At 61.0% G+C, this 20,855-nt stretch carries 21 protein-coding genes and 1 pseudogene; 11 read left to right on the top strand and 11 right to left on the bottom strand.

Translation table 11 applies throughout. The features are described 5' to 3' along the window. Window positions 1-21: 21 nt before the first annotated feature. The gene (locus AC3WTO_RS05245; RefSeq protein ID WP_492459614.1) at window positions 22-420 is read right to left on the bottom strand and encodes an NADH:ubiquinone oxidoreductase subunit NDUFA12; all 399 of its coding nucleotides are present in this window, start codon (window positions 418-420) and stop codon (window positions 22-24) included. A gap of 250 nt (window positions 421-670) precedes the next feature. Here AC3WTO_RS05245 and panB point away from each other — a divergent pair, with 250 nt between their 5' ends. Next, complete coding sequence (panB, locus tag AC3WTO_RS05240; protein WP_492459613.1) at window positions 671-1,510, top strand: 3-methyl-2-oxobutanoate hydroxymethyltransferase; 840 nt, start codon at window positions 671-673, stop codon at window positions 1,508-1,510. Beyond that, window positions 1,507-2,358: a pantoate--beta-alanine ligase gene (gene panC / locus AC3WTO_RS05235; protein ID WP_492459612.1), complete on the top strand. Its 852-nt coding sequence runs from the start codon at window positions 1,507-1,509 to the stop codon at window positions 2,356-2,358. Before panB ends, panC begins: the two co-directional genes overlap by 4 nt. 1 nt (window position 2,359) lies before the next feature. Here panC and AC3WTO_RS05230 read toward each other — a convergent pair whose 3' ends face one another. Continuing rightward, window positions 2,360-2,881: a DUF8737 domain-containing protein gene (locus tag AC3WTO_RS05230; protein WP_492459611.1), complete on the bottom strand. Its 522-nt coding sequence runs from the start codon at window positions 2,879-2,881 to the stop codon at window positions 2,360-2,362. Window positions 2,882-2,982: 101 nt separating this feature from the next. Here AC3WTO_RS05230 and AC3WTO_RS05225 point away from each other — a divergent pair, with 101 nt between their 5' ends. Continuing rightward, on the top strand, window positions 2,983-3,618 hold the full coding sequence (locus AC3WTO_RS05225) for a TetR/AcrR family transcriptional regulator C-terminal domain-containing protein (protein ID WP_492459610.1): 636 nt from the start codon (window positions 2,983-2,985) through the stop codon (window positions 3,616-3,618). 23 nt (window positions 3,619-3,641) lie between these two features. On the opposite strand, the gene AC3WTO_RS05220 is transcribed toward AC3WTO_RS05225, so the two are convergent. After that, window positions 3,642-4,133 (bottom strand): GNAT family N-acetyltransferase, encoded by a 492-nt coding sequence (locus AC3WTO_RS05220; RefSeq protein ID WP_492459609.1) that lies wholly within the window; start codon window positions 4,131-4,133, stop codon window positions 3,642-3,644. A gap of 5 nt (window positions 4,134-4,138) precedes the next feature. Next, window positions 4,139-5,641 (bottom strand): Asp-tRNA(Asn)/Glu-tRNA(Gln) amidotransferase subunit GatB, encoded by a 1,503-nt coding sequence (gatB, locus tag AC3WTO_RS05215; RefSeq protein WP_492459608.1) that lies wholly within the window; start codon window positions 5,639-5,641, stop codon window positions 4,139-4,141. A 318-nt stretch (window positions 5,642-5,959) separates the two neighbouring features. Here gatB and AC3WTO_RS05210 point away from each other — a divergent pair, with 318 nt between their 5' ends. The 4 genes from AC3WTO_RS05210 to AC3WTO_RS05195 all read left to right on the top strand — a co-directional run bounded on the left by AC3WTO_RS05210 (window position 5,960) and on the right by AC3WTO_RS05195 (window position 9,140). After that, window positions 5,960-6,793: a MetQ/NlpA family lipoprotein gene (locus AC3WTO_RS05210; RefSeq protein WP_492459607.1), complete on the top strand. Its 834-nt coding sequence runs from the start codon at window positions 5,960-5,962 to the stop codon at window positions 6,791-6,793. A 161-nt stretch (window positions 6,794-6,954) separates the two neighbouring features. Beyond that, window positions 6,955-8,022 (top strand): methionine ABC transporter ATP-binding protein, encoded by a 1,068-nt coding sequence (locus AC3WTO_RS05205; protein ID WP_492460042.1) that lies wholly within the window; start codon window positions 6,955-6,957, stop codon window positions 8,020-8,022. Next, a complete protein-coding gene (locus AC3WTO_RS05200; RefSeq protein ID WP_492459606.1) occupies window positions 8,015-8,671 on the top strand; it encodes a methionine ABC transporter permease in 657 nt (218 codons plus the stop codon). The genes AC3WTO_RS05205 and AC3WTO_RS05200 overlap by 8 nt, the downstream gene beginning before the upstream one ends. A gap of 211 nt (window positions 8,672-8,882) precedes the next feature. Further along, entirely contained in the window at window positions 8,883-9,140 is a 258-nt protein-coding gene (locus AC3WTO_RS05195; RefSeq protein WP_492459605.1) for a YjhX family toxin, read from the top strand. A gap of 72 nt (window positions 9,141-9,212) precedes the next feature. Here AC3WTO_RS05195 and AC3WTO_RS05190 read toward each other — a convergent pair whose 3' ends face one another. After that, window positions 9,213-9,644: a CBS domain-containing protein gene (locus AC3WTO_RS05190; RefSeq protein ID WP_326895711.1), complete on the bottom strand. Its 432-nt coding sequence runs from the start codon at window positions 9,642-9,644 to the stop codon at window positions 9,213-9,215. 101 nt (window positions 9,645-9,745) lie between these two features. Beyond that, the gene (locus AC3WTO_RS05185; protein ID WP_492459604.1) at window positions 9,746-10,471 is read right to left on the bottom strand and encodes a rhomboid family intramembrane serine protease; all 726 of its coding nucleotides are present in this window, start codon (window positions 10,469-10,471) and stop codon (window positions 9,746-9,748) included. Window positions 10,472-10,882: 411 nt separating this feature from the next. Between AC3WTO_RS05185 and AC3WTO_RS05180 the strand changes: the two genes are divergently transcribed. Both AC3WTO_RS05180 and AC3WTO_RS05175 read left to right on the top strand, forming a co-directional pair. Then, window positions 10,883-11,524 carry a PAS domain-containing protein gene (locus AC3WTO_RS05180; protein ID WP_492459603.1) on the top strand — a complete coding sequence of 214 codons (642 nt, stop codon included), beginning with the start codon at window positions 10,883-10,885 and terminating at the stop codon, window positions 11,522-11,524. 110 nt (window positions 11,525-11,634) lie between these two features. Next, complete coding sequence (locus AC3WTO_RS05175; protein WP_492459602.1) at window positions 11,635-12,246, top strand: PilZ domain-containing protein; 612 nt, start codon at window positions 11,635-11,637, stop codon at window positions 12,244-12,246. Between the two features lie 51 nt (window positions 12,247-12,297). On the opposite strand, the gene AC3WTO_RS05170 is transcribed toward AC3WTO_RS05175, so the two are convergent. Both AC3WTO_RS05170 and AC3WTO_RS05165 read right to left on the bottom strand, forming a co-directional pair. After that, window positions 12,298-16,281 (bottom strand): PAS domain-containing protein, encoded by a 3,984-nt coding sequence (locus tag AC3WTO_RS05170; protein WP_492558407.1) that lies wholly within the window; start codon window positions 16,279-16,281, stop codon window positions 12,298-12,300. Window positions 16,282-16,377: 96 nt separating this feature from the next. Next, window positions 16,378-16,623 (bottom strand): annotated as a pseudogene (locus tag AC3WTO_RS05165) (PAS domain-containing protein); the annotation flags it as partial. 464 nt (window positions 16,624-17,087) lie between these two features. Here AC3WTO_RS05165 and AC3WTO_RS05160 point away from each other — a divergent pair. Then, entirely contained in the window at window positions 17,088-17,690 is a 603-nt protein-coding gene (locus tag AC3WTO_RS05160; protein ID WP_492459601.1) for a transglutaminase-like cysteine peptidase, read from the top strand. A gap of 154 nt (window positions 17,691-17,844) precedes the next feature. On the opposite strand, the gene AC3WTO_RS05155 is transcribed toward AC3WTO_RS05160, so the two are convergent. Next, entirely contained in the window at window positions 17,845-18,372 is a 528-nt protein-coding gene (locus AC3WTO_RS05155; protein WP_492459600.1) for a gamma carbonic anhydrase family protein, read from the bottom strand. A 180-nt stretch (window positions 18,373-18,552) separates the two neighbouring features. On the opposite strand from AC3WTO_RS05155, the gene AC3WTO_RS05150 reads away from it, so the two are divergent. After that, a complete protein-coding gene (locus tag AC3WTO_RS05150) occupies window positions 18,553-19,293 on the top strand; it encodes a hypothetical protein (protein ID WP_492459599.1) in 741 nt (246 codons plus the stop codon). A 132-nt stretch (window positions 19,294-19,425) separates the two neighbouring features. Here AC3WTO_RS05150 and AC3WTO_RS05145 read toward each other — a convergent pair whose 3' ends face one another. Both AC3WTO_RS05145 and cysE read right to left on the bottom strand, forming a co-directional pair. After that, window positions 19,426-19,629, bottom strand: a complete 204-nt coding sequence (locus AC3WTO_RS05145) for a DUF3126 family protein (protein ID WP_054313098.1) — start codon at window positions 19,627-19,629, stop codon at window positions 19,426-19,428. Between the two features lie 274 nt (window positions 19,630-19,903). Then, the gene (gene cysE / locus AC3WTO_RS05140; protein WP_492459598.1) at window positions 19,904-20,752 is read right to left on the bottom strand and encodes a serine O-acetyltransferase; all 849 of its coding nucleotides are present in this window, start codon (window positions 20,750-20,752) and stop codon (window positions 19,904-19,906) included. Window positions 20,753-20,855 lie beyond the last annotated feature (103 nt).

Below are 20,855 nucleotides of genomic sequence, written 5' to 3'. Positions count from 1 at the left end.
GAGAACCCGAACCGTGTCGTCTCAGGAGCCCGGCGTCCAGGCGTCATAATCGCCGGTGACCTGCGGACGGTGCTGGCTGCCCAGGATCGACCCCTTGGGGCGGTACGCCGCGGCGCTGCCGGTCAGGTTAGGCTCATGCGGCTTCTGCCACTCGCGCGGCTTGTAGGTCTCGTTGACCGGCGCGACATCGACGCGGTGATGGATCCAGCCATGCCAGCCCGGAGGAATGGCTGAAGCCTCAGACTTGCCGGCATAGATCACCCAACGACGGGTTTGCCCATCGGAATTGATGCCGCCTTCGTAATAGACGTTGCCGAATTCGTCCTGGCCGACCTTCTTGCCATGGCGCCAGGTATGGAAACGCGTGCCCAGCGTCTGGCCGTTCCACCAGGTGAAAAACTGCGTCAGAAAGCCTGCCATGCTGGTCCTCGCGGGCGTTTGCCGTTGCCTGCTTATGGCGCTCTGTCCGTCGGAAGGCAAGGGTTTAGATCGTCGCGATGACGTTCAGTTCCCGCTCTCTTCGTCCGGAAATGGGGAAAAGAGAGCGCACCTTTCGCAAGTGCTCAAAATCATCTCGCACTTGCAAAATAATTAGCCGCTCCGTATCCCTTAGGCGTTCGGTCAACCGGGCGCCCGGACAGGTTCGGCCTGTCCGTCGAGGGAGGAAAAGATGGCTTCTGATGCGCCTGCGGCTGCCCGCCGCATCACGCCCGCTGAGCTGTCGGCCCGCAAGGGCGGCAAGCCGATCGTCTGCCTGACGGCTTATACCTATCCCATTGCCCGCCTGCTTGACCCGCATGTCGATCTCCTGCTGGTCGGCGACAGCGTTGCCATGGTCCTGCATGGCCACAAGACCACGCTCGGTGCGACGATGGATATGATGATCCTGCACGGGCAGGCAGTGATGCGCGGTGCACACCGCGCCTGCGTGGTGCTCGACATGCCTGCCGGCAGCTACGAGGGCTCCCCTGCCATCGCCCTCGCCTCCGCACGTCGCCTGATCGACGAAACCGGCTGCGACGCCGTGAAGCTGGAGGGCGGTGTCGATGTAGCAGCACAGATCGCGGCTATCGTCGATGCCGGCATTCCCGTCATGGGCCACATCGGATTGCAGCCGCAATCGGTCGAAAAGGACGGCGGCTACAAGATCAAGGGCGGTACCGATGCCGCGGTCACTGCCCTTCTCGCCGACGCCGAAGCCGTCGAGCGCGCCGGCGCCTTTTCGATGGTCATCGAGGGAACTATGGAACCGGTCGCGGCCGAGATAACCCGCCGGGCGACGATCCCCACAATCGGTATCGGCGCGAGCGTGGCCTGCGACGGCCAGATCCTGGTGATCGACGACGCAATCGGCCTGACCGTCGACCGCGTGCCGAAATTCGTCAAGGAATATGCCAGCCTGCGCGACACGGTGGCGGAAGCAGCCACCCGCTATGCCGGCGACGTGCGGGCGCGCACGTTCCCAGGTCGCGAACATGTCTTCCAGCCGAAGGGCACGAGAGAATCATGAAACGCCCGCAAGTCATTGAAACTGTTTCCGATCTGCGCGCGGCCGTGCGCGAGTGGCGCCGGCAGGGCCTGAGCGTTGCCATGGTGCCAACCATGGGCGCCCTGCATGACGGCCACGTCTCGCTGACCCGCATCGCGCTCGAACGCGCCGATCGTTGCGTGGTGTCGATCTTCGTCAATCCGACGCAATTCGCACCGACCGAAGACCTCGACAAATATCCGCGCCAACTCGCCGCCGACCTCGACCGGCTGGCCGAGTCAGGTGTGCAGCTTGCGTTTACGCCGACGGCGGCTGACATGTACCCGCATGGCTTCGACGCCAAGGTGGTCATCGGTGGTCCCTCGGCCGGGCTGGAGACCGATTTCCGGCCAACATTCTTCCAGGGCGTCGCGACAGTGGTTGCCAAGCTCCTCCTGCAGGCTTTGCCCGACTGTGCGGTTTTCGGCGAGAAGGATTATCAGCAGCTCTGCGTGGTGAAAAAGCTGTGCCGCGATCTGGACATCCCCGTCGAGATCATCGGCGCCCCCACGATACGCGACGCCGAGGGCCTCGCCATGTCCTCGCGCAATGCATATCTGTCGCCGGCCGAACTCGCGCAGGCACGACAACTCAACAAGATCCTGCGCCGCGCCGCGCAGGAGCTGCAGTCCGGCAGCGATGTGCAGGCAACGCTGGATGACGCCCGCCGGCAAATCCTCGCCGTCGGTTTTGGCAGCGTCGATTATGTCGAAGCGCGTGAGAGCGATACGCTCGCCGCATGGCGACGCGACCGCGATGGCCGCATCCTGGTTGCTGCTCGCCTCGGCGCGACGAGGCTGATCGACAATGTCGAGGTCGCACGCAACTGATTCAGGAGGTTACTCCACCGGCAACGGCCGACAGCGCTCGAGATCGAGGTCGCGCCAGCAGGTAGAATGCCAGGATGTGCGTAATCATCAGAATTGGCACGTAGAGGATCGGGATCCAGTAGGCCGCGGCCAACTCGCCCGCGCGTTCGGGAAGCCCATAGCGGACGCCATGGTAGTAGTCGACGAACAGGTCGGCCGCTCCGACGATGTTGAAGGCGATGACGAACAACCAGAACAGCGGTCGCACCCGAACCGTCAGCAGGGCCATCATGGCGAGCAGGCCCGTGATGAAATCAACATAGGCCGCGAATGGGGCGAAACCGGCAGGCAATCCCGGACCGACAACACCGGGTACAATGAAGACCAGCCCGAAGAAGCGAAAGCTGTGCAGCATGGCGATGGCGCGCTGCACCTCGAAATGATCCGTGGACTTCACTCTGGGCAGTACATAGGTGCCGAACACCAAGAGCCACGGCACATAGCCGAGAACGAGCTGGACTGTGAAAATAATCGCCGGCGACATAAACATCTCCCGTCGGGCTGCCCGATCAGCGTGATTGATGGAATGCGACAACCATTTCCAGCTATGATGGTACCCATCGGTACCAATGTCAAGGAAGACATATGACGACAGCGCCCGATGTTTCTCCGGAAGACCCGGACCAGAAGCCAGCCCGGGCTCGCATCCTCGATGCGGCTTTCGCTGCCTTCGGCGCATATGGCTACGCCCAGACCAGCATGCTCGAGATAGCAACCCGCGCCAAAGTCTCCAAGCGGGAGCTCTATGCCCTGATCGGCAACAAGCATGAAATGCTGGTTGCCTGCATCAGCGAGCGCACGGGTCGCATGCGGCCAACGGCCGAAGTGCCGGAGCCATCTGACCGCGACGGTCTTGCCGATGTGCTGTCAGCATTCGGTGAAAGGCTGCTGTGCGAAGTCAGCGATCCGGTTGTTCTCGGCGTTTTTCGCCTTGCCATCGCGGAAGCCGAACGGGCACCGGAGATTGCGCGGGCGCTGGATTCGATCGGCCGGGCGGCGGCACGGAAGGAGTTGGCAACGATCCTGGAACGCGCGCAGTCGCGCGGCCTATTAGGTGGAGATACCGCTCAAATGACGGAGCGTTTCCTGGCGTTGTTGTGGGGTGACCTGATGATGAAACTGCTGCTTCGCCTCACGGAACCACCTAGCCGCGAAGAAGCCAGGCACCGCGCCAATGCTGCAATCTTGGACTTCCTGCGGTTGCAGCAGGCGGTTCGATAGCCGGCGCGCTCAGGACGGTGCCGTCAGCCCAACCGTTTCTCAAACACCAGCGCCGGAATACCGGAACCTGAAACGCCGCAATCGCTGTTCTGGCCGATCTCGGTGAAACCATTGGCCTTGTAGAAGCGGATTGCCGGCACGTTCGCCCCCTCCACTTCCAGCCGCAACGTGCTGGCATCCGGAAAGCTGTCTTCGATCTCTTCCAGCAGCATGCTGCCGATGCCTTTGTGCTGGAACGCCGGCAGCACATAAAGCTGGCGCAGCATGACCACCTTCGGATCATCGGTCGCCGCAGCGAAGGCCACGCCGGCAATGGTCTCGCCGTCGTCGGCAACCAGAAACTCGGAGCTCGGCTGGGTCAGCCGCGCTTTGAGCGCGGCTGGCGCGTGCCACGTCCCGGTGATCTCGTTCACCCGCTCCACACCGTAGATCGCGTCATAGGTGGCATGCCATGTCTCGGCGAGCAGCGCCTTGATCGCATCGAGGTCGCGCTCGCTCGCCGTGCGTACGAACATGGCCGTTATTCCGTGATGCCCAGCTTGGCCTTGACGAGGTCGTTCACCGCCTGCGGATTGGCCTTGCCTCCGGTCGACTTCATGACCTGTCCGACAAACCAGCCGGCCATCGACGGCTTGGCCTTGGCCTGCTCGACCTTGTCCGGGTTGGCTGCGATCACCTCGTCCACCGCCTTTTCGATGGCGCCGGTGTCGGTGACCTGCTTCATCCCGCGTGACTCGACGAGTTGCTTGGGATCGCCGCCCTCGTTCCAGACGATCTCGAAGAGGTCCTTCGCGATCTTGCCGGAGATAGTGCCTTCCTTGATCAGGTCGACGATGGCGCCAAGCTGGGCCGGCGAAACCGGAGTCTCCTCAATGGCTTTGCCGGACTTGTTCAAGGCGCCGAGCAGGTCGTTGATGACCCAGTTCGCCACGGTCTTGCCGTCGCGGCCCGTCGTCACCTGCTCGAAATAATCGGCGATGGCCTTTTCCGAAACCAGGATCGAGGCGTCGTAGGCGGACAGGCCGAGCTTTTCGACCAGTCGCGTCTTCTTGTCGTCCGGCAGTTCCGGCAGATGCCTGGCCAGTTCGTCGACATAGGCCTGGTCGAACTCCAGCGGCAAAAGATCCGGATCGGGGAAGTAGCGATAATCATGCGCTTCTTCCTTGGAACGCATGGAGCGCGTTTCGCCCTTCACAGGATCGTACAGGCGGGTCTCCTGATCGATCGAGCCGCCATCTTCGAGGATGGCGATCTGCCGGCGCGCTTCATATTCGATGGCTTGGCCGATGAAGCGGATCGAGTTCATGTTCTTGATCTCGCAGCGCGTGCCGAAGCCTTCACCCGGCCGCCGCACCGAAACGTTGACGTCGGCACGCAGCGAGCCTTCGTCCATGTTGCCGTCGCAGGTGCCGAGATAGCGGACGATGGTGCGCAGCTTGGTGATGTAGGCCTTGGCTTCGTCGGATGAGCGAATGTCAGGCTTCGACACGATCTCCATCAGCGCCACGCCAGAGCGGTTGAGATCGACATAAGACATCGTCGGATGCTGGTCGTGCATCGACTTGCCGGCGTCCTGCTCCAGGTGCAGGCGCTCGATGCCGACCTCGATGTCCTCGAATTCGCCCTTCTTGTCGGGACCGACGGAGACGATGACCGTGCCCTCGCCGACGATCGGCTGCTTGAACTGCGAAATCTGGTAGCCTTGCGGCAGATCCGGATAAAAATAGTTCTTCCGGTCGAAAACCGACTTGTGGTTGATCTGCGCCTTCAGGCCGAGCCCGGTGCGGATGGCCTGGCGCACACATTCCTCGTTGATCACCGGCAGCATGCCGGGCATCGCCGCATCGACAAACGAGACATTGGCATTGGGCGCTGCGCCGAAGGCAGTCGACGCACCGGAGAACAGCTTGGCCTCCGAGGTTACCTGCGCATGGACTTCCATGCCGATGATGACTTCCCAGTCGCCGGTAGCGCCGGGAATCAATCGCTTGGGATCGGGTGTGCGGGTGTCGACGAGGGTCATGGAGGCCTGCATTCAGGAAGCGTGAAATCGTTGATTTGGGCTAGCGCAACCGGCAGCGCGAGGCAAGCCACGGAAAACACCACCGCGCACCACCACATGCAGGAAAAACTTTGCGCGTCGCCATCTCGCAACTGCGAAGGCGAGGTTTGTTCTGCTCGGCAATGCGGAATCTTTAAGACAAAATTCCTGTTGTCGCGACGGCTCAGGGAAAGCGGTCCTTTGAACATAAAGCCGGCTTTGTGGACGATAAGGGCAGGTTTCGCATTCCGCGCTGCCAACCCTTTCGCCTCCCAAGGCTATTTTTGACCGAGGACTATTATGACCACCGCCCTTAAGAGCCCGATTACCCGCCGTGCCGGATTGGCTGCATTGCTGGCTTCCGCCGTCGCGCTCGTCAGCCTTGCCGCGCCGTCTTCCACCTATGCAGAAGACAAGAAGACATTGAAGGTCGGCATCATTTCCGGCGAGGACGAGGATGTCTGGCGCGTCGTTACCGCCGAGGCGGCCAAGTCGGGCCTGACCATCGAGACCGTGGTCTTCAATGACTACACGCAGCCCAACGAGGCGCTGGAGCGCGGCGAGATCGACGCCAATGCCTTCCAGCACCAGCCTTATCTCGACAACCAGGTCAAGACTCAGGGCTACCACATCGTTCCGGTCGGCTACACCGGCGTCTGGCCGATCGGCCTCTATTCGAAGAAGCACACCAAGGTGGCCGACCTTCAGAAGGGCGCGGTAGTCGGCGTGCCGAACGATCCGTCCAATGAAGGCCGCGCGCTGCGCGTGCTTCAGAACGAGAAGCTGATCAAGCTGAAGGACGGTACAGGCATTCTCGCCACCACCGCCGACATTGCCGAGAATCCAAGCGGCATCGAGATCAAGGAACTCGACGCGGGCATCGTTGGCCGTTCGGTTGAAGACCTCGACGCGGCCGTCGTCAACACCGATTGGGCGCTGAAGAGCGGGCTCACTCCCGAAAACCGCATCGCCCAGGAGCCGGTTGCCGACAATCCGTACCGCAACTTCATCGCCGTCAAGCAGGGCAGCGAGAAGGAACCTTGGGTCAAAGCATTGGTCGCGGCCTATCAGAACCCGACGGTGAAAGCCGAATTCGACCGCGTCTACAAGGGCACCGGCATCAGCGCCTACTGAGGCCGATGCAACCCTATCTTGAACGGCGAGCAGCTCGCGGCCTTTCGGCCAGCGGGCTGCTTGGTTTGGAGCCGTTCGATGCGCAGCCGCAGGAGGTCGCGCGGAAAGGACATTTTGTGAACCAGCACGTCTTGGCGGAGATCCCGCATTTGGCCGACGCAATCGACGACGATGTCACCAACCGGCCAATCAGCCCTGCCCCCGCCTCGGGCGAAGAGATCGTGCGCCTTGTCGACCTGAAGCGCCATTTCGGCGAGACGCCAGCACTGGAAGGCGTATCGCTGACGGTACGCAAGGGCGAGATCCTTGGCATCATCGGCCGCAGCGGTGCGGGCAAATCGACCTTGATCCGCTGCCTGAACGGGCTGGAACGCCCGGATTCCGGCCAAGTCTATATCGAAGGCCGTGAAATCAGCCGGCTCGGTGAAAGCGAACTGCAGCCGTTGCGGCGGCGCATTGGCATGATCTTCCAGCATTTCAACCTGCTGTCGGCCAAGACCGTCGAGGACAATGTTGCCCTCCCGCTCAAGATCGAAGGCCGGCCCAAAGCCGAGCGCCGGGCCCGCGCGGCCGAACTGCTCGAGTTGGTTGGGCTTTCCTCCAAGGCGAAAGCCTATCCATCCTCGCTGTCGGGCGGACAGAAGCAACGTGTCGGCATTGCCCGTGCGCTTGCTGCCGAACCGGCGCTGCTGTTGTCGGATGAAGCCACTTCCGCACTCGATCCGGAGACGACACGATCGATCCTGGCGCTGCTCAAGGACATCAACCAGCGGTTCGGCCTGACCATCCTGCTCATCACCCACGAAATGGAAGTGATCCGGTCCATTGCCGACCGCGTCGCAGTGATCGACGCCGGCCGCATCGTCGAAGAAGGTCCGGTCTGGTCGGTGTTCGCGGATCCACAATCCGAAATCACGCAGAGCCTGCTTGGCGGTATCCGTCCGCAATTGCCGGCCGAGATCGCCGAGAATCTCTCATCCGTTCCGGGCAAGGAGGCGATCCTTCGGGTGGACGTCGCTGGCGATGCCGCAAGGCGTCCGCTGCTTTCGGAATTGGCAGCCGCCGTTCCAGGCCGTTTCCGCCTCATCCACGGCGGCGTCGACCATGTCCAGGGCGAGCCGGTCGGCAGCCTTTTCCTCGGCATCGCCACCAAGGACGGCCAGGTCGCCAAAACGCTTGATTTCCTGACCGCCCGGAACGCTCGGACCAAGGTGCTCGGTTATGTCTGACATCATGCTCCAACTCCTGCTGCGGTCGCTTTGGGAGACCATTCTGATGACGGCGGCGTCCGGCTTGATCTCGCTGATTGCCGGCTTGCCGCTGGGACTGGCGCTGATCGCGACCGAGCGCGGCGGCATCGCGGAGAACCTCTGGGTAAACCGCATCCTCGCCGCCATCATCAATGGCTTCCGTTCGGTACCGTTCATCATCCTGCTGGTGGCGCTGATCCCGGTGACGAGGTTGATCGTTGGCACCTCGATCGGCACATGGGCGGCAATCGTGCCGCTATCGATCGCTGCAACGCCCTACTACGCGCGCATTGCCGAGGTTTCGCTGCGCGAAGTCGATCGCGGTCTCATCGAGGCGGCGCGCGCGATGGGTGGCAATCGCTGGACGATCATCCGCGAGGTGTTGGTCCCCGAAGCCCTTCCTGGCATCGTTGCCGGCTTCACCGTGACACTGGTGACGCTGGTCGGCGCATCCGCAATGGCTGGCGCGATTGGTGCCGGTGGACTTGGCGACCTCGCCATCCGCTACGGCTACCAGCGCTTCGAGACCACCGTGATGATTGCCGTGGTGGCAGTGCTGATCGTACTCGTGTGCGGCATACAGTGGCTGGGCGACCGGCTGGTCGCACGTCTGGACCGTCGCAGCTGATCCGGCTGGATGCCCAGACTGGCATTCCGTGAGGGTTTCGCCCATATGGCGCTCATCCCATGGAGTGTGGATGTTTACTTCGTCTGAGTCCCGCTAGGGCCCCGACCTTCTCCTGAAGGCGGGGCGTGAAAACCTGAAACCCCGTGCCGCGTTCGCGTGGCTGCGGTTTTTTGCTTTGGCCGTTCCGGCCAGGTTTTCCCGGGATTACACAATGAACATTTCGCGCTTGGAACAGCGCATCCTGCACCTGCTCGCGCAGGGCGGACGCATTGAAATCGAAAAAGGCGACAACCTGAAGATCGAATCCGTACATTGCCTCACCCGCGAGGGTTGGCGTTACCCAGGCTTCGATGTTCCGCTCTTCAAGAAACTGAAGCGCAAGAAGGCGGTCGCTTCGAGCAATGGTGGCCCCTACCGCATCACACGCGAAGGGTTGAAGCTGGTGCGACCACAACTCGACAACCGCTGAGTTGCACACAAAAAACGCCTCCCGGCGCCGTTTCACAAACGGCGCCGGGAGGCTTAGAATCCGTCGCGTGGCTCAAGCCGTAGCGATGTAGGCTTTGATCTGCTCTGCCTCGCGTTCGACCGTCTCGATACGGCGTTTGACCACGTCACCGATCGAGATGATACCGTCGAGCAAACCGTCCTTTTCCACTGGCAAGTGGCGGAAGCGGCCGTTGGTCATGATTTCCATGACCTCGTTGACCGTGTGGCTGGCGTTGCAGATCTTGACCTTTGGCGTCATGACGGCACGCACCTGAAGGTCGAGCGCGGCGGCCCCCTCCTTGGCGATCACGCGCACCACGTCACGTTCCGAGAGAATACCAACGATCTTGCGATCTCCGTTGGTGATGACCAGCGCACCGATGCGCCGATCGGCGAGCAACCCGACGGCCTCGGCCAGCGTGGCGTTGGGGCCAAGCGTGACCACAGCATGGCCCTTCGCTTCAAGAATTGCCTTAACAGTCATGGCGTCCTCCTCTGCAACTATCCGTCAGCCTCGGGCGGACGGATATTGACGTCAAGCAGGGATATGGTGCGCCGTGACGAGCCGCATTTCAAGTATTCCGATCAACGACCATAGGCCTGCCTGCGGTCGAAGAAACGCAAGCCGAGGAAACCAGCGAGGAAGCCGCCGATATGAGCCTCCCACGCTATCTGGCTGTCTTCGCCTGGGACAAAACCGACGACGCCGGTGACGATGTTGATGATCATCCATACAGCCAGGAAACTCAGCGTGGCCCGCGAGCGAAAGACCTCCCGGAATGGCAGCAGCCGCCCCGCGAACGCGCCTTTGCCGGCGGAGCGGTCGACATGAAAGGCGAAACGGGCGGCCGCGCCCATCATCCCGGAGATCGAGCCCGACGCGCCGATCAGCGGCGCCTGCGTTTGCGGATGAATGGCGAAAAAGAAGAATGCCGCGGCAATCCCCGTGACTGCGAAGAAGAGTGCGAAGCGCACGATGCCGATGCGGTTCGCAAGCGGCGAGCCGAAGGCCGCAAGCCAGATCATGTTCACGATCAGATGCGCCCAGCCGCCATGCAGGAAAGTGTAGGTAAGCGGGCTGGAAAAAGCATAGAAATCAATGTCGTATTGACCAGAATACCGAACCGGGATGAATGCCGCCCGAATAAGGAGTTCAATGTCCTGCTGCGGCGTCAGGACGTAGAGGCGCAGCAGATGTACCGCTGCGCAGATCACGATGATCGCCAGGACGATAGCCGGAAGATTGAAGATCGGCTCGCGCGACGAAACCTCGCCGTCCGCCGATGTCTCCGTTTCTCTTGCCTCGTTCATTACATCATTCCCGGTGTTTGGCCTGATCTCGTCGAGCGAGCATGTAAGCCAAGGTGGCGCATTACACAAACGGCAGCGACGGGAACGAATCAAAGTCCAGGAAACAAAAGAAAAAGCCGTCCGAGGTTTCCCTCGGACGGCCGGTCGAGCCCCCATGCTCCCCCTGAAGCTTTTGACTGGATGTCGTTGCCCAAGCGGGACAACGACAAAAACTGGAGTGATTTCAATCTTGCATGGACAAGTTTGAACAGCAATCTAAACCGTTCGTTAACCTTAATGACCCCGGCCGGTTAACAATTGGCATCCAGACTGGCACGCATCCTGCTCCGCGTCCCATGTAGGTCATCGGAAAACGCCCACCTGTTCCCCGATGGCACATCTGACGGACGGATGGCGCGGAGCATATCGACTATGAACCTGAACGGATCGATCGCACTGTTCCAATATTGGAACCGGCTGCGCCGCGGCCGCCCGGCACCCCGGCGAACCGAGGTAGAGCCTGCTGATATAAAGACATTGCTGGCCGACACCTTCATTCTTGAGAAGGATACGCGTGGCGAGGCCGTCTTCCGGCTCGCCGGCACGAGGCTGTGCGCCACCTATGGCCGTGAGCTGAAGGGTTTCTCCTTCCCTTCACTTTGGCTGGAAAAGGATCAACGCTTGGTATCCCGCCTGATGCAGGGGGTTTTCGAGCAGAATTCAGCGGTCCTGATCAGCTATGAAGGCATGAGCCGCGGCGGCCATTCCTGCACGTTCGAACTGCTGGCGTTGCCGCTCGACGGCGGTGCGGAACACCCACGCTGCTTGGGCGTCGTCAGCGTCGCCGAAAAGCCGTTCTGGTTGGGCGCCGACCCCATCGTCAGCGCAGTGATCGCGTCGGTCCGTGTCATCGATCCTGACAAGGAAATGGCTGCCCTGACCAGCCGGACGGCTATCCCCGCTCCATCGCTCGCACCAACGGAACTTGGTCGGGCCGGCCTGAAGGGAGCCTTCGGCGGAGCAAGGCGCGTGCGCCATCTGGTCGTGCTCGAAGGTGGGCGTGAAGAAGAGTAAATCCTCTAAGCTGACGTTAACATTTTCAGCTTTCTTAACTTCTCATCGTGTAGCGTTCCGCTGAAATTCCTCGCAGCGGCGCGGGAATGCCAACGAGGTATTGAACGGTGATGAGGTCAGCGGCGATCGAGCCGGCGGCGGCTGAAAGGCGCAACTTTCAGCGCGTCCGCGTGAAGATCTATGGCCGTTTCATGCTTGAGGACCGCACGGAGCATCCCTGCCAGGTCATCGACATGTCACCTGGCAACGTGGCTCTTCGCGCCGACCGGGTCGGCGACCCGGGCGAGAAGGTGATCGCCTATCTCGACCATATCGGCCGAATCGAAGGCGTGGTGACGCGGCGCCTTCAGGACGGCTTCGCCATGACCGTGGTGGCCTCGGAGCGCAAACGCGACAAGCTGGCCGCGCAGCTCACCTGGCTGGCCAACAAGCACGAGCTCGACCTGCCGGAAGACCGGCGCCACGAGCGCGTCGCACCGCGCAACCCGATGAGCATGCTGCAGCTTTCGGACGGACGCCAGTACCAGTGCCGCATCATCGATCTGTCGCTGTCGGGCGCGGCCATCGAGATCGATGTCAAACCAGCCAAGGGTGTCCAGGTGGTGCTGGGCACCATGCGGGGTCAGGTGGTGCGTCACTTCGAAGAAGGCATCGCCATCGAGTTCGCGGTCGTGCAGCGTCCGGAAACGCTCGATTCCGAATTCAACCGGCCGCGGACTTAGTCCGCGGGCCAGAGGACATCGTCTGCAACAGTGCCGTTGTCCCCTCGGCTGTCAGAAAATCGTCTCCAGCGGCTGCGGCATGGCAATCGCATATCCCTGCGCCTGGTCGATGCCCATGGCCTTCACCAGCTCGAGTGTCTTTTTGTCCTCGACCTGCTCGGCAACGGTGATGGCGCCCAGGCGGTGGCCGACGGCATTGATCGATTCCACGATGGCGCGATCGAGATCGTTCTCCGTGACCTGACGGATGAAGCTGCCGTCGATTTTCAAGCCGTTGACCGGAAACTGCCTGAGATAGCTGAACGAGCTCAGGCCGGTGCCAAAATCGTCCAGAACCACGCCGCAGCCGGCCGTGCGCGCCTTGGACAGGAACTGCTTGGCCGCTGATAGATTGTTCATGACCGCCGTTTCGGTAATCTCGAAATGCAGTCGCCCCGGCGCAAGACCAGAGCGGCCCAATTCCTCCTGCAGGAACGGCCACAGGAACGGGTCGTTGAGCGAGTTGGCTGACAGGTTGATGGCAAAGGACAGATTCTCCGCCGATGCCAGACGCTCGCCGAAGTCACGGAATGTGGTGCGGATGACCCAACGGTCGATGTTGCCCATGAGATCGTAGTGTTCGGATGCCGGAATGAAGGCCGCAGGTTCGACGATGCCGCCATCGTCGCCAAGCATCCTGAGCAGAATTTCATAGTGCAAAGTGCCGTTCGAGCGGCCGCTGAGATCGCGCACCTGCTGGGCGAATAGTCTGAACCGGTTGGCCTCGATGGCATTGCGGATGCCTGCCGCCACCTGGACCTGGCGATGGTTTCGATGCGCATCACTGCCCGCGCCACCATAAACCGACACCTGGTTGCGGCCCGCGGTTTTTGCCGTGTAACAGGCAATGTCGGCCTGGCTCATCAACTCGTCGATGCGCAGCCCCTCCGGCCCGATGATGGTCAAGCCGATGCTTGCACCAATCTGGTAGGTGCGGTCATCCCAGACGAATTTCAGCGCGGCGAGCTGGCGCAGCAGCTGCTGGGTGATCTTTTCGCCGTCGGCAGTTCCGCACTCGTAAAGCAGCAGACCGAACTCGTCGCCGCCAAGGCGAGCGACGATGTCGTCTTCACGGCAGACCCTGCGCATCACATTGGCGACTTCACGCAGCAATGCGTCGCCGGCGGCGTGACCGGCGCTGTCATTGACCAGCTTGAAGCGATCGAGATCGATAAAGCACATGACATGCTCCTGCCCACGCGAACGAGCCTGCTCGGTCGCGATCCTGAGCTCTCGTTCGAAAGCCGTACGGTTGGGCAAGCCTGTCAGGCTGTCATGGCTGGCTGAATGCTCCAGCGCCTGCTGCAGCGTACGGGCCTTGGTTACATCCTGGAAGACCAGAACCGCACCGATCACTTCGCCTGAAGCCGTGCGCACCGGCGCAGCGGAGTCGCGGACGCTTCGCCGCTCGCCGTCACGGCCGATCAGGATCGCGGCATCGCTCAGATAGAAAGGCTGCAGCCGGTCGAGGCAGGTTTCTACCGGATCCGGGATCGGATCACCGGTCTTTTCGTCGACGATCCGGAATACGTCGCGCAAAGGCATGCCGGCCGCTTCGCTCGCCAGCCAGCCGGTCATCTGTTCGGCAACCGGGTTCATGAATGTGATGCGCGCGTGCGCATCGGTTGAAATCACCGAGTCGCCGATCGAGTGCAGCGTGATGCGCAAGCGTTCCTTTTCCTCGAACACGGCCTGGGCCAAGGCGATATGCTCGGTGATGTCCCAATTCATCCCGACGGCACGCAAAGGCGAGCCGCTTTCATCCCGCGACAACTTGGCGAGCGATCGGATATGACGCATGTCACCCGAATGCTGGCGCCGGATGCGCACGTCCATGGAAAAGATCGATGTTTCCTGGACCCCGACTTCATAACGACGCAACACTTCCGGCACATCATCGGGATGGATGAAGGTCATCCAATGCTCGAGCGTGCCGTTGAAATCCTCAGGCGATAGCTCGTACAATTCATACATGCGTTCGTCCCAGGTGAACTGCCCGGTGACGAAATCGAGCTCGAAGATACCGGCCTCGGATGCCTCGACCGCCAATTGCAGGCGCTGGTTCAAAGCCAGGATAGCCTGCTCCGCCTCCTTCCGCTCGGTGATGTCGGTATGGGTCCCGATGCAGCGCAACGGCTTGCCGGCCTCATCCCTCTCGATCACCTTGCCGCGATCGTAGATCCAGCGCCAAGTACCGTCCTTGGCCCGCATGCGGTGTTCGAGGACAAAGTCGGTTGTCTCACTGCGGAAATGTTTTTCGATGATCTCCATGCAGCGCGGCAGATCCTGCGGATGGACATGGTCCGACCAATCGCTGACCGCATTGCCGATGTCGTCCTCGTCATAACCCAGCATGCTTTTCCAGCGATGGGAGTAGAAGACGTGGCCTGTCTCCAGGTTCCAATCCCAGATACCATCGCCGGCGCCATCGACAGCAAACTGCCAGCGCATCTCGCTTCTGCGTAGCGCCGCTTCCGCAGCCTTGGCCTCGGTGATGTCACGCGAAATGCCGACGATGCCAACGATGCCCCCTTTTTCGTCCAGACGAGGCGCCTTGGTCGACGAATAGGTTCGCAGCACACCGTCCACCAGCACGGTCTCCTCGACTGTGAATGGCTTGCCGGTCTGCATGACTTGCTTGTCGTGGACGACCACGGTGTCCGCCGTGGCTTTCGGAAACACCTCATGGTCGAACAGACCCAGTATATCGGCGCTCGCGCGACCAGCCAGTTGCTCGACCGATTTGTTGGTGAGCAGATAGCGCCCTTCGATATCCTTGGCATAGATCAGGTCCGGCGTGCCACGCATCACGGCCTCCAGAAGAGCCAGCGCATCGTGCAATTGCCTGGACCGCTCGATCTGCTCGGTGATGTCCCAGCAGACACCAACAAAACGGCGAACCTCACCGTCCGGCCGACGGATTGCCTTGGTTGCAACGCGGATGTGATGAACATCCCCCGAAGCGGGATGAACTGCCCTGTATTCGACGGAGGTGAAAGTATCGCGCGATTCCGTGAAGTGACGGGTCTGTTCACGCACGCGCGCAATGTCTTCCGGATGAAGCAGCGTGTAGAAATTTTCACGCGACCCGTCATAGGTTTCCGGCGTCACGCCGTGAAGCGCATAGGCGCGCGCGTCCCATTTTCGGATACCGGTCGCACAGTCGATGTCGAAAGTGCCGATATGGCCGGCCTCGAGAGCCAGTTGCAGGCGGTCGGTGACACCAGAAAGCTGTTCCAGCGTTTCGGTCAACTCGGTCGCTCGCTCAACGTCGCCGGTGATGTCCCAGCAGGCACCAATGCCACGACGCACCGAGCCATCCGGGTCGCGCAGAAGGCGGACAGAAACCCGGATATGGCGATAGGTGTCCGGTACATCCGTCTTGACGCGATAGTCCGTCTGGTAACGCTCCTGCTGAAGCAGGGCAGCGTTCCGGACCCGGTCTACCTTGAGCAGGTCATCGGGATGGAGCAGACGCTTGAATGAATCGACCGTGCCATCGAAGGTTTCCTGGCTGACCCCGTGCAACTCGTGCGTCCGCGCATCCCAGTGGCGGAACCCGGATGGAAAATCGACGTGGAAGATGCCGATCCCGCCGGTTTCCAATGCGATGTCCAGACGCTCGGAAGCATCGGCGAGCTGCGTCTCCATCTCTTTCTGGCGCGAGATGTCGGTAACGGTGCCGACAAGCCGATGCGATCGCCCGTCGGGCATCCGCGAGACGACCCTGCCGCGAGCCCGAACCCAGACCCAATGACCGTCTTCATGGCGGAGCCGATAAATTTCGTCATGTGCAGGCAGTATGCCTTTGACGACGTCTCTTGCGGCGCGGCCGACCCGGTCCCGATCATCTGGGTGTACCCTCTCGTGCCACTCGTTCGCGCTGATCGTCATTTCGCGCGCTTCGAGGCCAAGCATGGTCGTCATCTGCGCTGAGACCCACATCCGCCCTGCAACGACGTCGTTGTCCCAGACAGCCTGGTCGGATCCAAGCAATGCTTCACTCAGTCGCCGTTCATTCCCGGCGAGAATTTGTTCGGCAAGCCTTCTCGCATCGATGTCGATGAGTTGCAGGATAAAGCGGAATGGGTCGCCACGTCCCACCCTCTCCAGCACCGCGATGTTGGTCAGACCATGAAAGATGCTGCCGTCGGCGCGTCGATAGCGGCGCTCCACGCCGGCCTGCGCCAGCAAAGGCGCTACAAAACCTGCACGGTCATCGGGATGCACGATCTCCGACACGAGAAGGCCGACGCAGGCCCATGGCTCCCGGCCAAACAATGCACCAAAAGTGCCGTTGGCAAAAAGACATCGACCGTCTTCATCAAGCAACGCCATTGCCACGGCCGCGTGGTCGATGATGCTGCGCAGCAGATTATGATCATCGGGAAGAACCGACGACTGGCGATGGCCGGACCTTTTCTGGATCTCCTCGTCCATCTACAGACCCGCGGCCGCCCCTCGGACAAAACTCAATTGGCAAAACCTGTTGATGCAGCAAGGCTTGCGCCTTTGCCGTTTGAAAGGCAAGCCCTTCCGCGGGATCACGCCACACGCTTTTTCGGCGTTTCGCCAGTTCGAAATCCAGCGATGGTCGGTCGGCAAATCGCCATGTTCGCCACCTCTGCTCGAGCCCACGGCAGCATGGTTAACAATATATAACAAAAATCGTAACTATTTTATACTTATTGAGTTTGAAATAGTTTTCAAATCGTTCCGCCTTTTATTCAATATCTACTTCGCCGTTTTGCGTCAAATAAATCCGACCATGTCATTGTCACCTCAAACGGGGAGACGACAGGATGCACGGATTTGGACGCAAGCTGCTGGTGGCGGTGGCTGTGCTGGTCGGCGCGGTGGGGACCGCAAAGGCTGGCGGCGACTATATGCCTACCGGCGCTCGCACGACGCAGCCCGTCGGCCACTATGAGCTCTGCCAGCGGCTGCCTGACGAATGCAGCCAGCGCACGGCAAAGGGCGCACCGATCGATTTGTCGCGCAAATTGTGGGCGACGATGATTTCGGTCAACAACGACGTCAACACCAAGGTGAAACCCGTCACCGATCTGGAAGCCTATGGCATCGAGGAATACTGGGCCTATCCGGACAAGGGCTATGGCGATTGCGAAGACTATGCCCTGGAGAAGCGCCGCCAATTGATGAGGGCCGGCGTCCCCGCAGGAGATCTTCTCATCACCGTGGCGCGCCAGCCGAACGGCGATGGTCACGCCGTGCTCACCGTCCGCACTTCGATGGGCGACTTCGTGCTCGACAACCTGCAGCCGAAGGTCCTGCTGTGGAGCCAGACGCCCTACACCTATCTCAAGCGCCAGTCCGAGACGAACTCCGGTGTGTGGGTAACGATCACCGATGGCCGCGCCGACGCCGTCGCCAGCGTCCGCTGAGACCAGGCACGGCCCACGCCTCGCACGTCAAGGACATCACGGAAACCCGGTCGAGTCCCCACCCTCCCCGTCCCCGACGACCGGGTCACGGAGCCGGCCCAGTCCCCGGGCCGGCTCCACCTTTTTCAGGTGGCGGCCCGATCCAACAGCTGGATCACGTGGCGGCAAGACCGACCTTGAAGCGCTTGCCGTTGGCGACATAGTGGGCGGCCGAATTGCGCAGGCCGGCGACCGCGCTCTCGTCAAGCGTACGAATGACGCGTGCCGGTGAACCGACGATCAACGAATTGTCTGGAAACACCTTGCCCTCGGTCACCAGCGCGCCAGCGCCAACCAGGCAGTTGTTGCCGATCTTCGCGCCATTCAGCACGATGGCACCCATGCCGATAAGGCTGTTGTCACCGATGCTGCAGCCGTGCAGCATCGCACGATGGCCGATGGTGCAGCCGGTACCGATGGTAAGCGGGAAGCCGATATCGGTGTGCATGATGGTATGCTCCTGCACATTGGTGTCGTCACCGATGAGAATCGGCTCGTTGTCGCCGCGAATGACCACGCCGAACCAGATGCCGGCATTACGGCCCAGCGTGATGTCACCGATCAATGTTGCATCGGGCGCGATCCAGTTGCTGTCGGCATCGACGAAGCGCGGCGCTTTTCCATCCAATGCATAAGTCGGCATCTTTTCCTCGGAGTTCAAATTCAGGTCGCGCGGAGAGTAGAGGACGCGCCACAGCCATGACAAGCAGCCACACCTTTACCGTCCGTTTACCATAAATCCCCACAGTCGAAGCTGGACCGACATCCTGTTGGAATCGCACACGCGCGGCACCAACAGCAGGATACAGCCTTCGGGATAGAGATGAGCAAAGCCGCAGCGGACACGCCCGAATTCACGGTTCTCGATTCCCGCCTGATGGTGAAGGTGTTCTACGTTTTCGCGGCCGTGGCATTGCTGTCACTGGCTATCAGCGCTGCCGGGAAATGGCTGGGCCATTCCATCGCCATGGGCGGCTATTCCGACGATACAAAACTGCGCAGGGTGATCATCGGCAACAATGTTTTGGCGGTGCCGGCCAACGTGATCCGTTTCGACAAAGCGCGTCGCGACGGCAGTGCCGAGCGGCTCGATCTCTATTTGCGCTACCCCAGGATGGACGGATACTCGACCGCCGCGCGGGACGACTTTAACAATGCGCGCGGCAAACGCACCGTCCTGTTTCTGACTTTCGAAGAACAGGCGATGTCGCGCGATATGAGTGGTCGCCTTGGGCCGATCTATTCATCGCTGATCGCACAACCCGGTACGCCCGGGCCCGCGGGAAGCATGATCTACAATTTCATTGAAAAGTCCGGCTATCTCAACGAGACGTTGATCGTGGCCGAGCGCCCCGGACAGGAGCCGTTCGTTGCGCGCTGCCTCGCCGGGCCGAGCGCGGAAGAATCGCTCGCCCCCTGCGAGCGCGATGTGCTCGTCGGCGAAAGGCTGAGCCTTACTTACCGGTTCCCGAAAGAATTCCTGGCCCAATGGCCAGCACTGGACGCAACCGTCCTGGCTTTCGCAGCGCGCACTGTGAATACGGGCGCACCGTCGAAGAATTGAAGGCGCCGCCACTCGAGCATCTGGGGCCAAGTGGGATCACTTGGCGTTACGAAAATGCGGCAAAACTAAACCTTAGAGCGTTTCCGCATTTCCGTGAAAAACGGAAACGCTCTAGGGGCAGTGCCAATCTTATCAGCCGAGATCGATGTCGAGGATCGCCATCGAGAAATTGTAGTCGCCTTCTTCCTCATCCTTGTAGACAAGGCCCAGGAACTCGTCGCCGATATAAAGTTCGGCAGAATCTTCCTTGCGAGGACGCGCCTTCACTTCAAGATTCGGGTTCTGGAAGACGCGTTTGAAGTAGGCGTCCAGCTTTCTGATTTCGTCGGGTTTCAACGGCTTTCTCCGCTAGAGCATTTTGTAGCCAAGTGGAATCACTTGGCGTTACAAAAATGCGGCAAAAACAAAAGCCTAGAGCGTTTCCGCGTTTCCGTGAAAAACGGAAACGCTCTAGGAAATGGCTGCCCGGCACCATCCGGCGCTCTCGGCGTTCCGCGCTTCTGGCACGGCAAGGATGGCGATGTAAAGGCGGGCACGCCTGTTGGTGACAAGCTCCGTCGCACAATGAAGCGGCGCTGGCGCCCCCAAAATCCAGAGATCTGGAACTGGTTCAGATGTCGAAGGAAACAACGTGCTCCATCGACTGTGATGGCAGCAACTGGTCCATCTGGCGGGACGGCTGGTCGCAGCCGGTCTCGCCCACGACACGTGCCGGCACGCCGGCAACCGTCTTGTTGTGCGGCACCGCCGAGAGCACGACCGAACCGGCCGCCACCTTGGAGCAATGGCCGATCTCGATGTTGCCGAGGATCTTTGCGCCGGCGCCGATCAGCACGCCGTGGCGGATCTTGGGGTGACGGTCGCCACCGGCCTTGCCGGTACCGCCCAGTGTCACGCCATGCAGGATGGAAACGTCGTCCTCGATGACCGCCGTCTCGCCGACGACGAAGCCGGTGGCATGATCAAGGAAGATACCCTTGCCGATCCGGGCGGCAGGGTTGATGTCGGTCTGGAACACCGATGACGACCGGCTCTGCACATAGAGCGCGAAATCGCGGCGGCCGTGGTTCCACAGCCAGTGCGCCAGACGGTGCGTCTGGATCGCATGGAAGCCCTTGAAGTAGAGAACCGGCATCAGATAGCGGTCGCACGCCGGATCGCGGTCGAAATAGGCCTGGATGTCGGTTCGCACCACATCGGACCATTCGGGCTGATCGTCCAGCATGGCCTTGAAGGTCTGCCGGATCAGGTCGGCACCGACGTCCTGATGGGCCAGCCGTTCGGCAAGGCGGTGGATCACTGCCTCTTCCAGCGTCTCCTGGTTCAGGATGGTGGCGTAGAGGAACGCAGCCAGCAGCGGATCGCGGTTGACCGCCTCGGTCGCCTCGTCGCGAATGGACCGCCAGATCGGGTCTACCGGTTGCAACAGGTTGGAGCGGGCGATGCTGATGCTGTTCATGGACAGTCTCCGCTGGCGGCTTGTCTTATCCGGCCGGTCCTATAAGCCATATCATAGCACGGGTGAACTCAATTTTCCTTAGTGTGTGTTCAAATGGTTTTGG

This window comes from Mesorhizobium sp. EU05-FHT14A09 (assembly GCF_058790995.1).
This window is presented reverse-complemented; position numbering and strand designations above follow the sequence as displayed.

What these genes read in the sequence shown, in the direction of transcription:
- AC3WTO_RS05245 (WP_492459614.1), bottom strand. Translation starts at nt 420, where the DNA reads ATGGCAGGCTTTCTGACGCAGTTTTTCACCTGGTGGAACGGCCAGACG.
- panB (WP_492459613.1), top strand. Translation starts at nt 671, where the DNA reads ATGGCTTCTGATGCGCCTGCGGCTGCCCGCCGCATCACGCCCGCTGAG.
- panC (WP_492459612.1), top strand. Translation starts at nt 1,507, where the DNA reads ATGAAACGCCCGCAAGTCATTGAAACTGTTTCCGATCTGCGCGCGGCC.
- AC3WTO_RS05230 (WP_492459611.1), bottom strand. Translation starts at nt 2,881, where the DNA reads ATGTCGCCGGCGATTATTTTCACAGTCCAGCTCGTTCTCGGCTATGTG.
- AC3WTO_RS05225 (WP_492459610.1), top strand. Translation starts at nt 2,983, where the DNA reads ATGACGACAGCGCCCGATGTTTCTCCGGAAGACCCGGACCAGAAGCCA.
- AC3WTO_RS05220 (WP_492459609.1), bottom strand. Translation starts at nt 4,133, where the DNA reads ATGTTCGTACGCACGGCGAGCGAGCGCGACCTCGATGCGATCAAGGCG.
- gatB (WP_492459608.1), bottom strand. Translation starts at nt 5,641, where the DNA reads ATGACCCTCGTCGACACCCGCACACCCGATCCCAAGCGATTGATTCCC.
- AC3WTO_RS05210 (WP_492459607.1), top strand. Translation starts at nt 5,960, where the DNA reads ATGACCACCGCCCTTAAGAGCCCGATTACCCGCCGTGCCGGATTGGCT.
- AC3WTO_RS05200 (WP_492459606.1), top strand. Translation starts at nt 8,015, where the DNA reads ATGTCTGACATCATGCTCCAACTCCTGCTGCGGTCGCTTTGGGAGACC.
- AC3WTO_RS05195 (WP_492459605.1), top strand. Translation starts at nt 8,883, where the DNA reads ATGAACATTTCGCGCTTGGAACAGCGCATCCTGCACCTGCTCGCGCAG.
- AC3WTO_RS05190 (WP_326895711.1), bottom strand. Translation starts at nt 9,644, where the DNA reads ATGACTGTTAAGGCAATTCTTGAAGCGAAGGGCCATGCTGTGGTCACG.
- AC3WTO_RS05185 (WP_492459604.1), bottom strand. Translation starts at nt 10,471, where the DNA reads ATGAACGAGGCAAGAGAAACGGAGACATCGGCGGACGGCGAGGTTTCG.
- AC3WTO_RS05180 (WP_492459603.1), top strand. Translation starts at nt 10,883, where the DNA reads ATGAACCTGAACGGATCGATCGCACTGTTCCAATATTGGAACCGGCTG.
- AC3WTO_RS05175 (WP_492459602.1), top strand. Translation starts at nt 11,635, where the DNA reads ATGAGGTCAGCGGCGATCGAGCCGGCGGCGGCTGAAAGGCGCAACTTT.
- AC3WTO_RS05160 (WP_492459601.1), top strand. Translation starts at nt 17,088, where the DNA reads ATGCACGGATTTGGACGCAAGCTGCTGGTGGCGGTGGCTGTGCTGGTC.
- AC3WTO_RS05155 (WP_492459600.1), bottom strand. Translation starts at nt 18,372, where the DNA reads ATGCCGACTTATGCATTGGATGGAAAAGCGCCGCGCTTCGTCGATGCC.
- AC3WTO_RS05150 (WP_492459599.1), top strand. Translation starts at nt 18,553, where the DNA reads ATGAGCAAAGCCGCAGCGGACACGCCCGAATTCACGGTTCTCGATTCC.
- cysE (WP_492459598.1), bottom strand. Translation starts at nt 20,752, where the DNA reads ATGAACAGCATCAGCATCGCCCGCTCCAACCTGTTGCAACCGGTAGAC.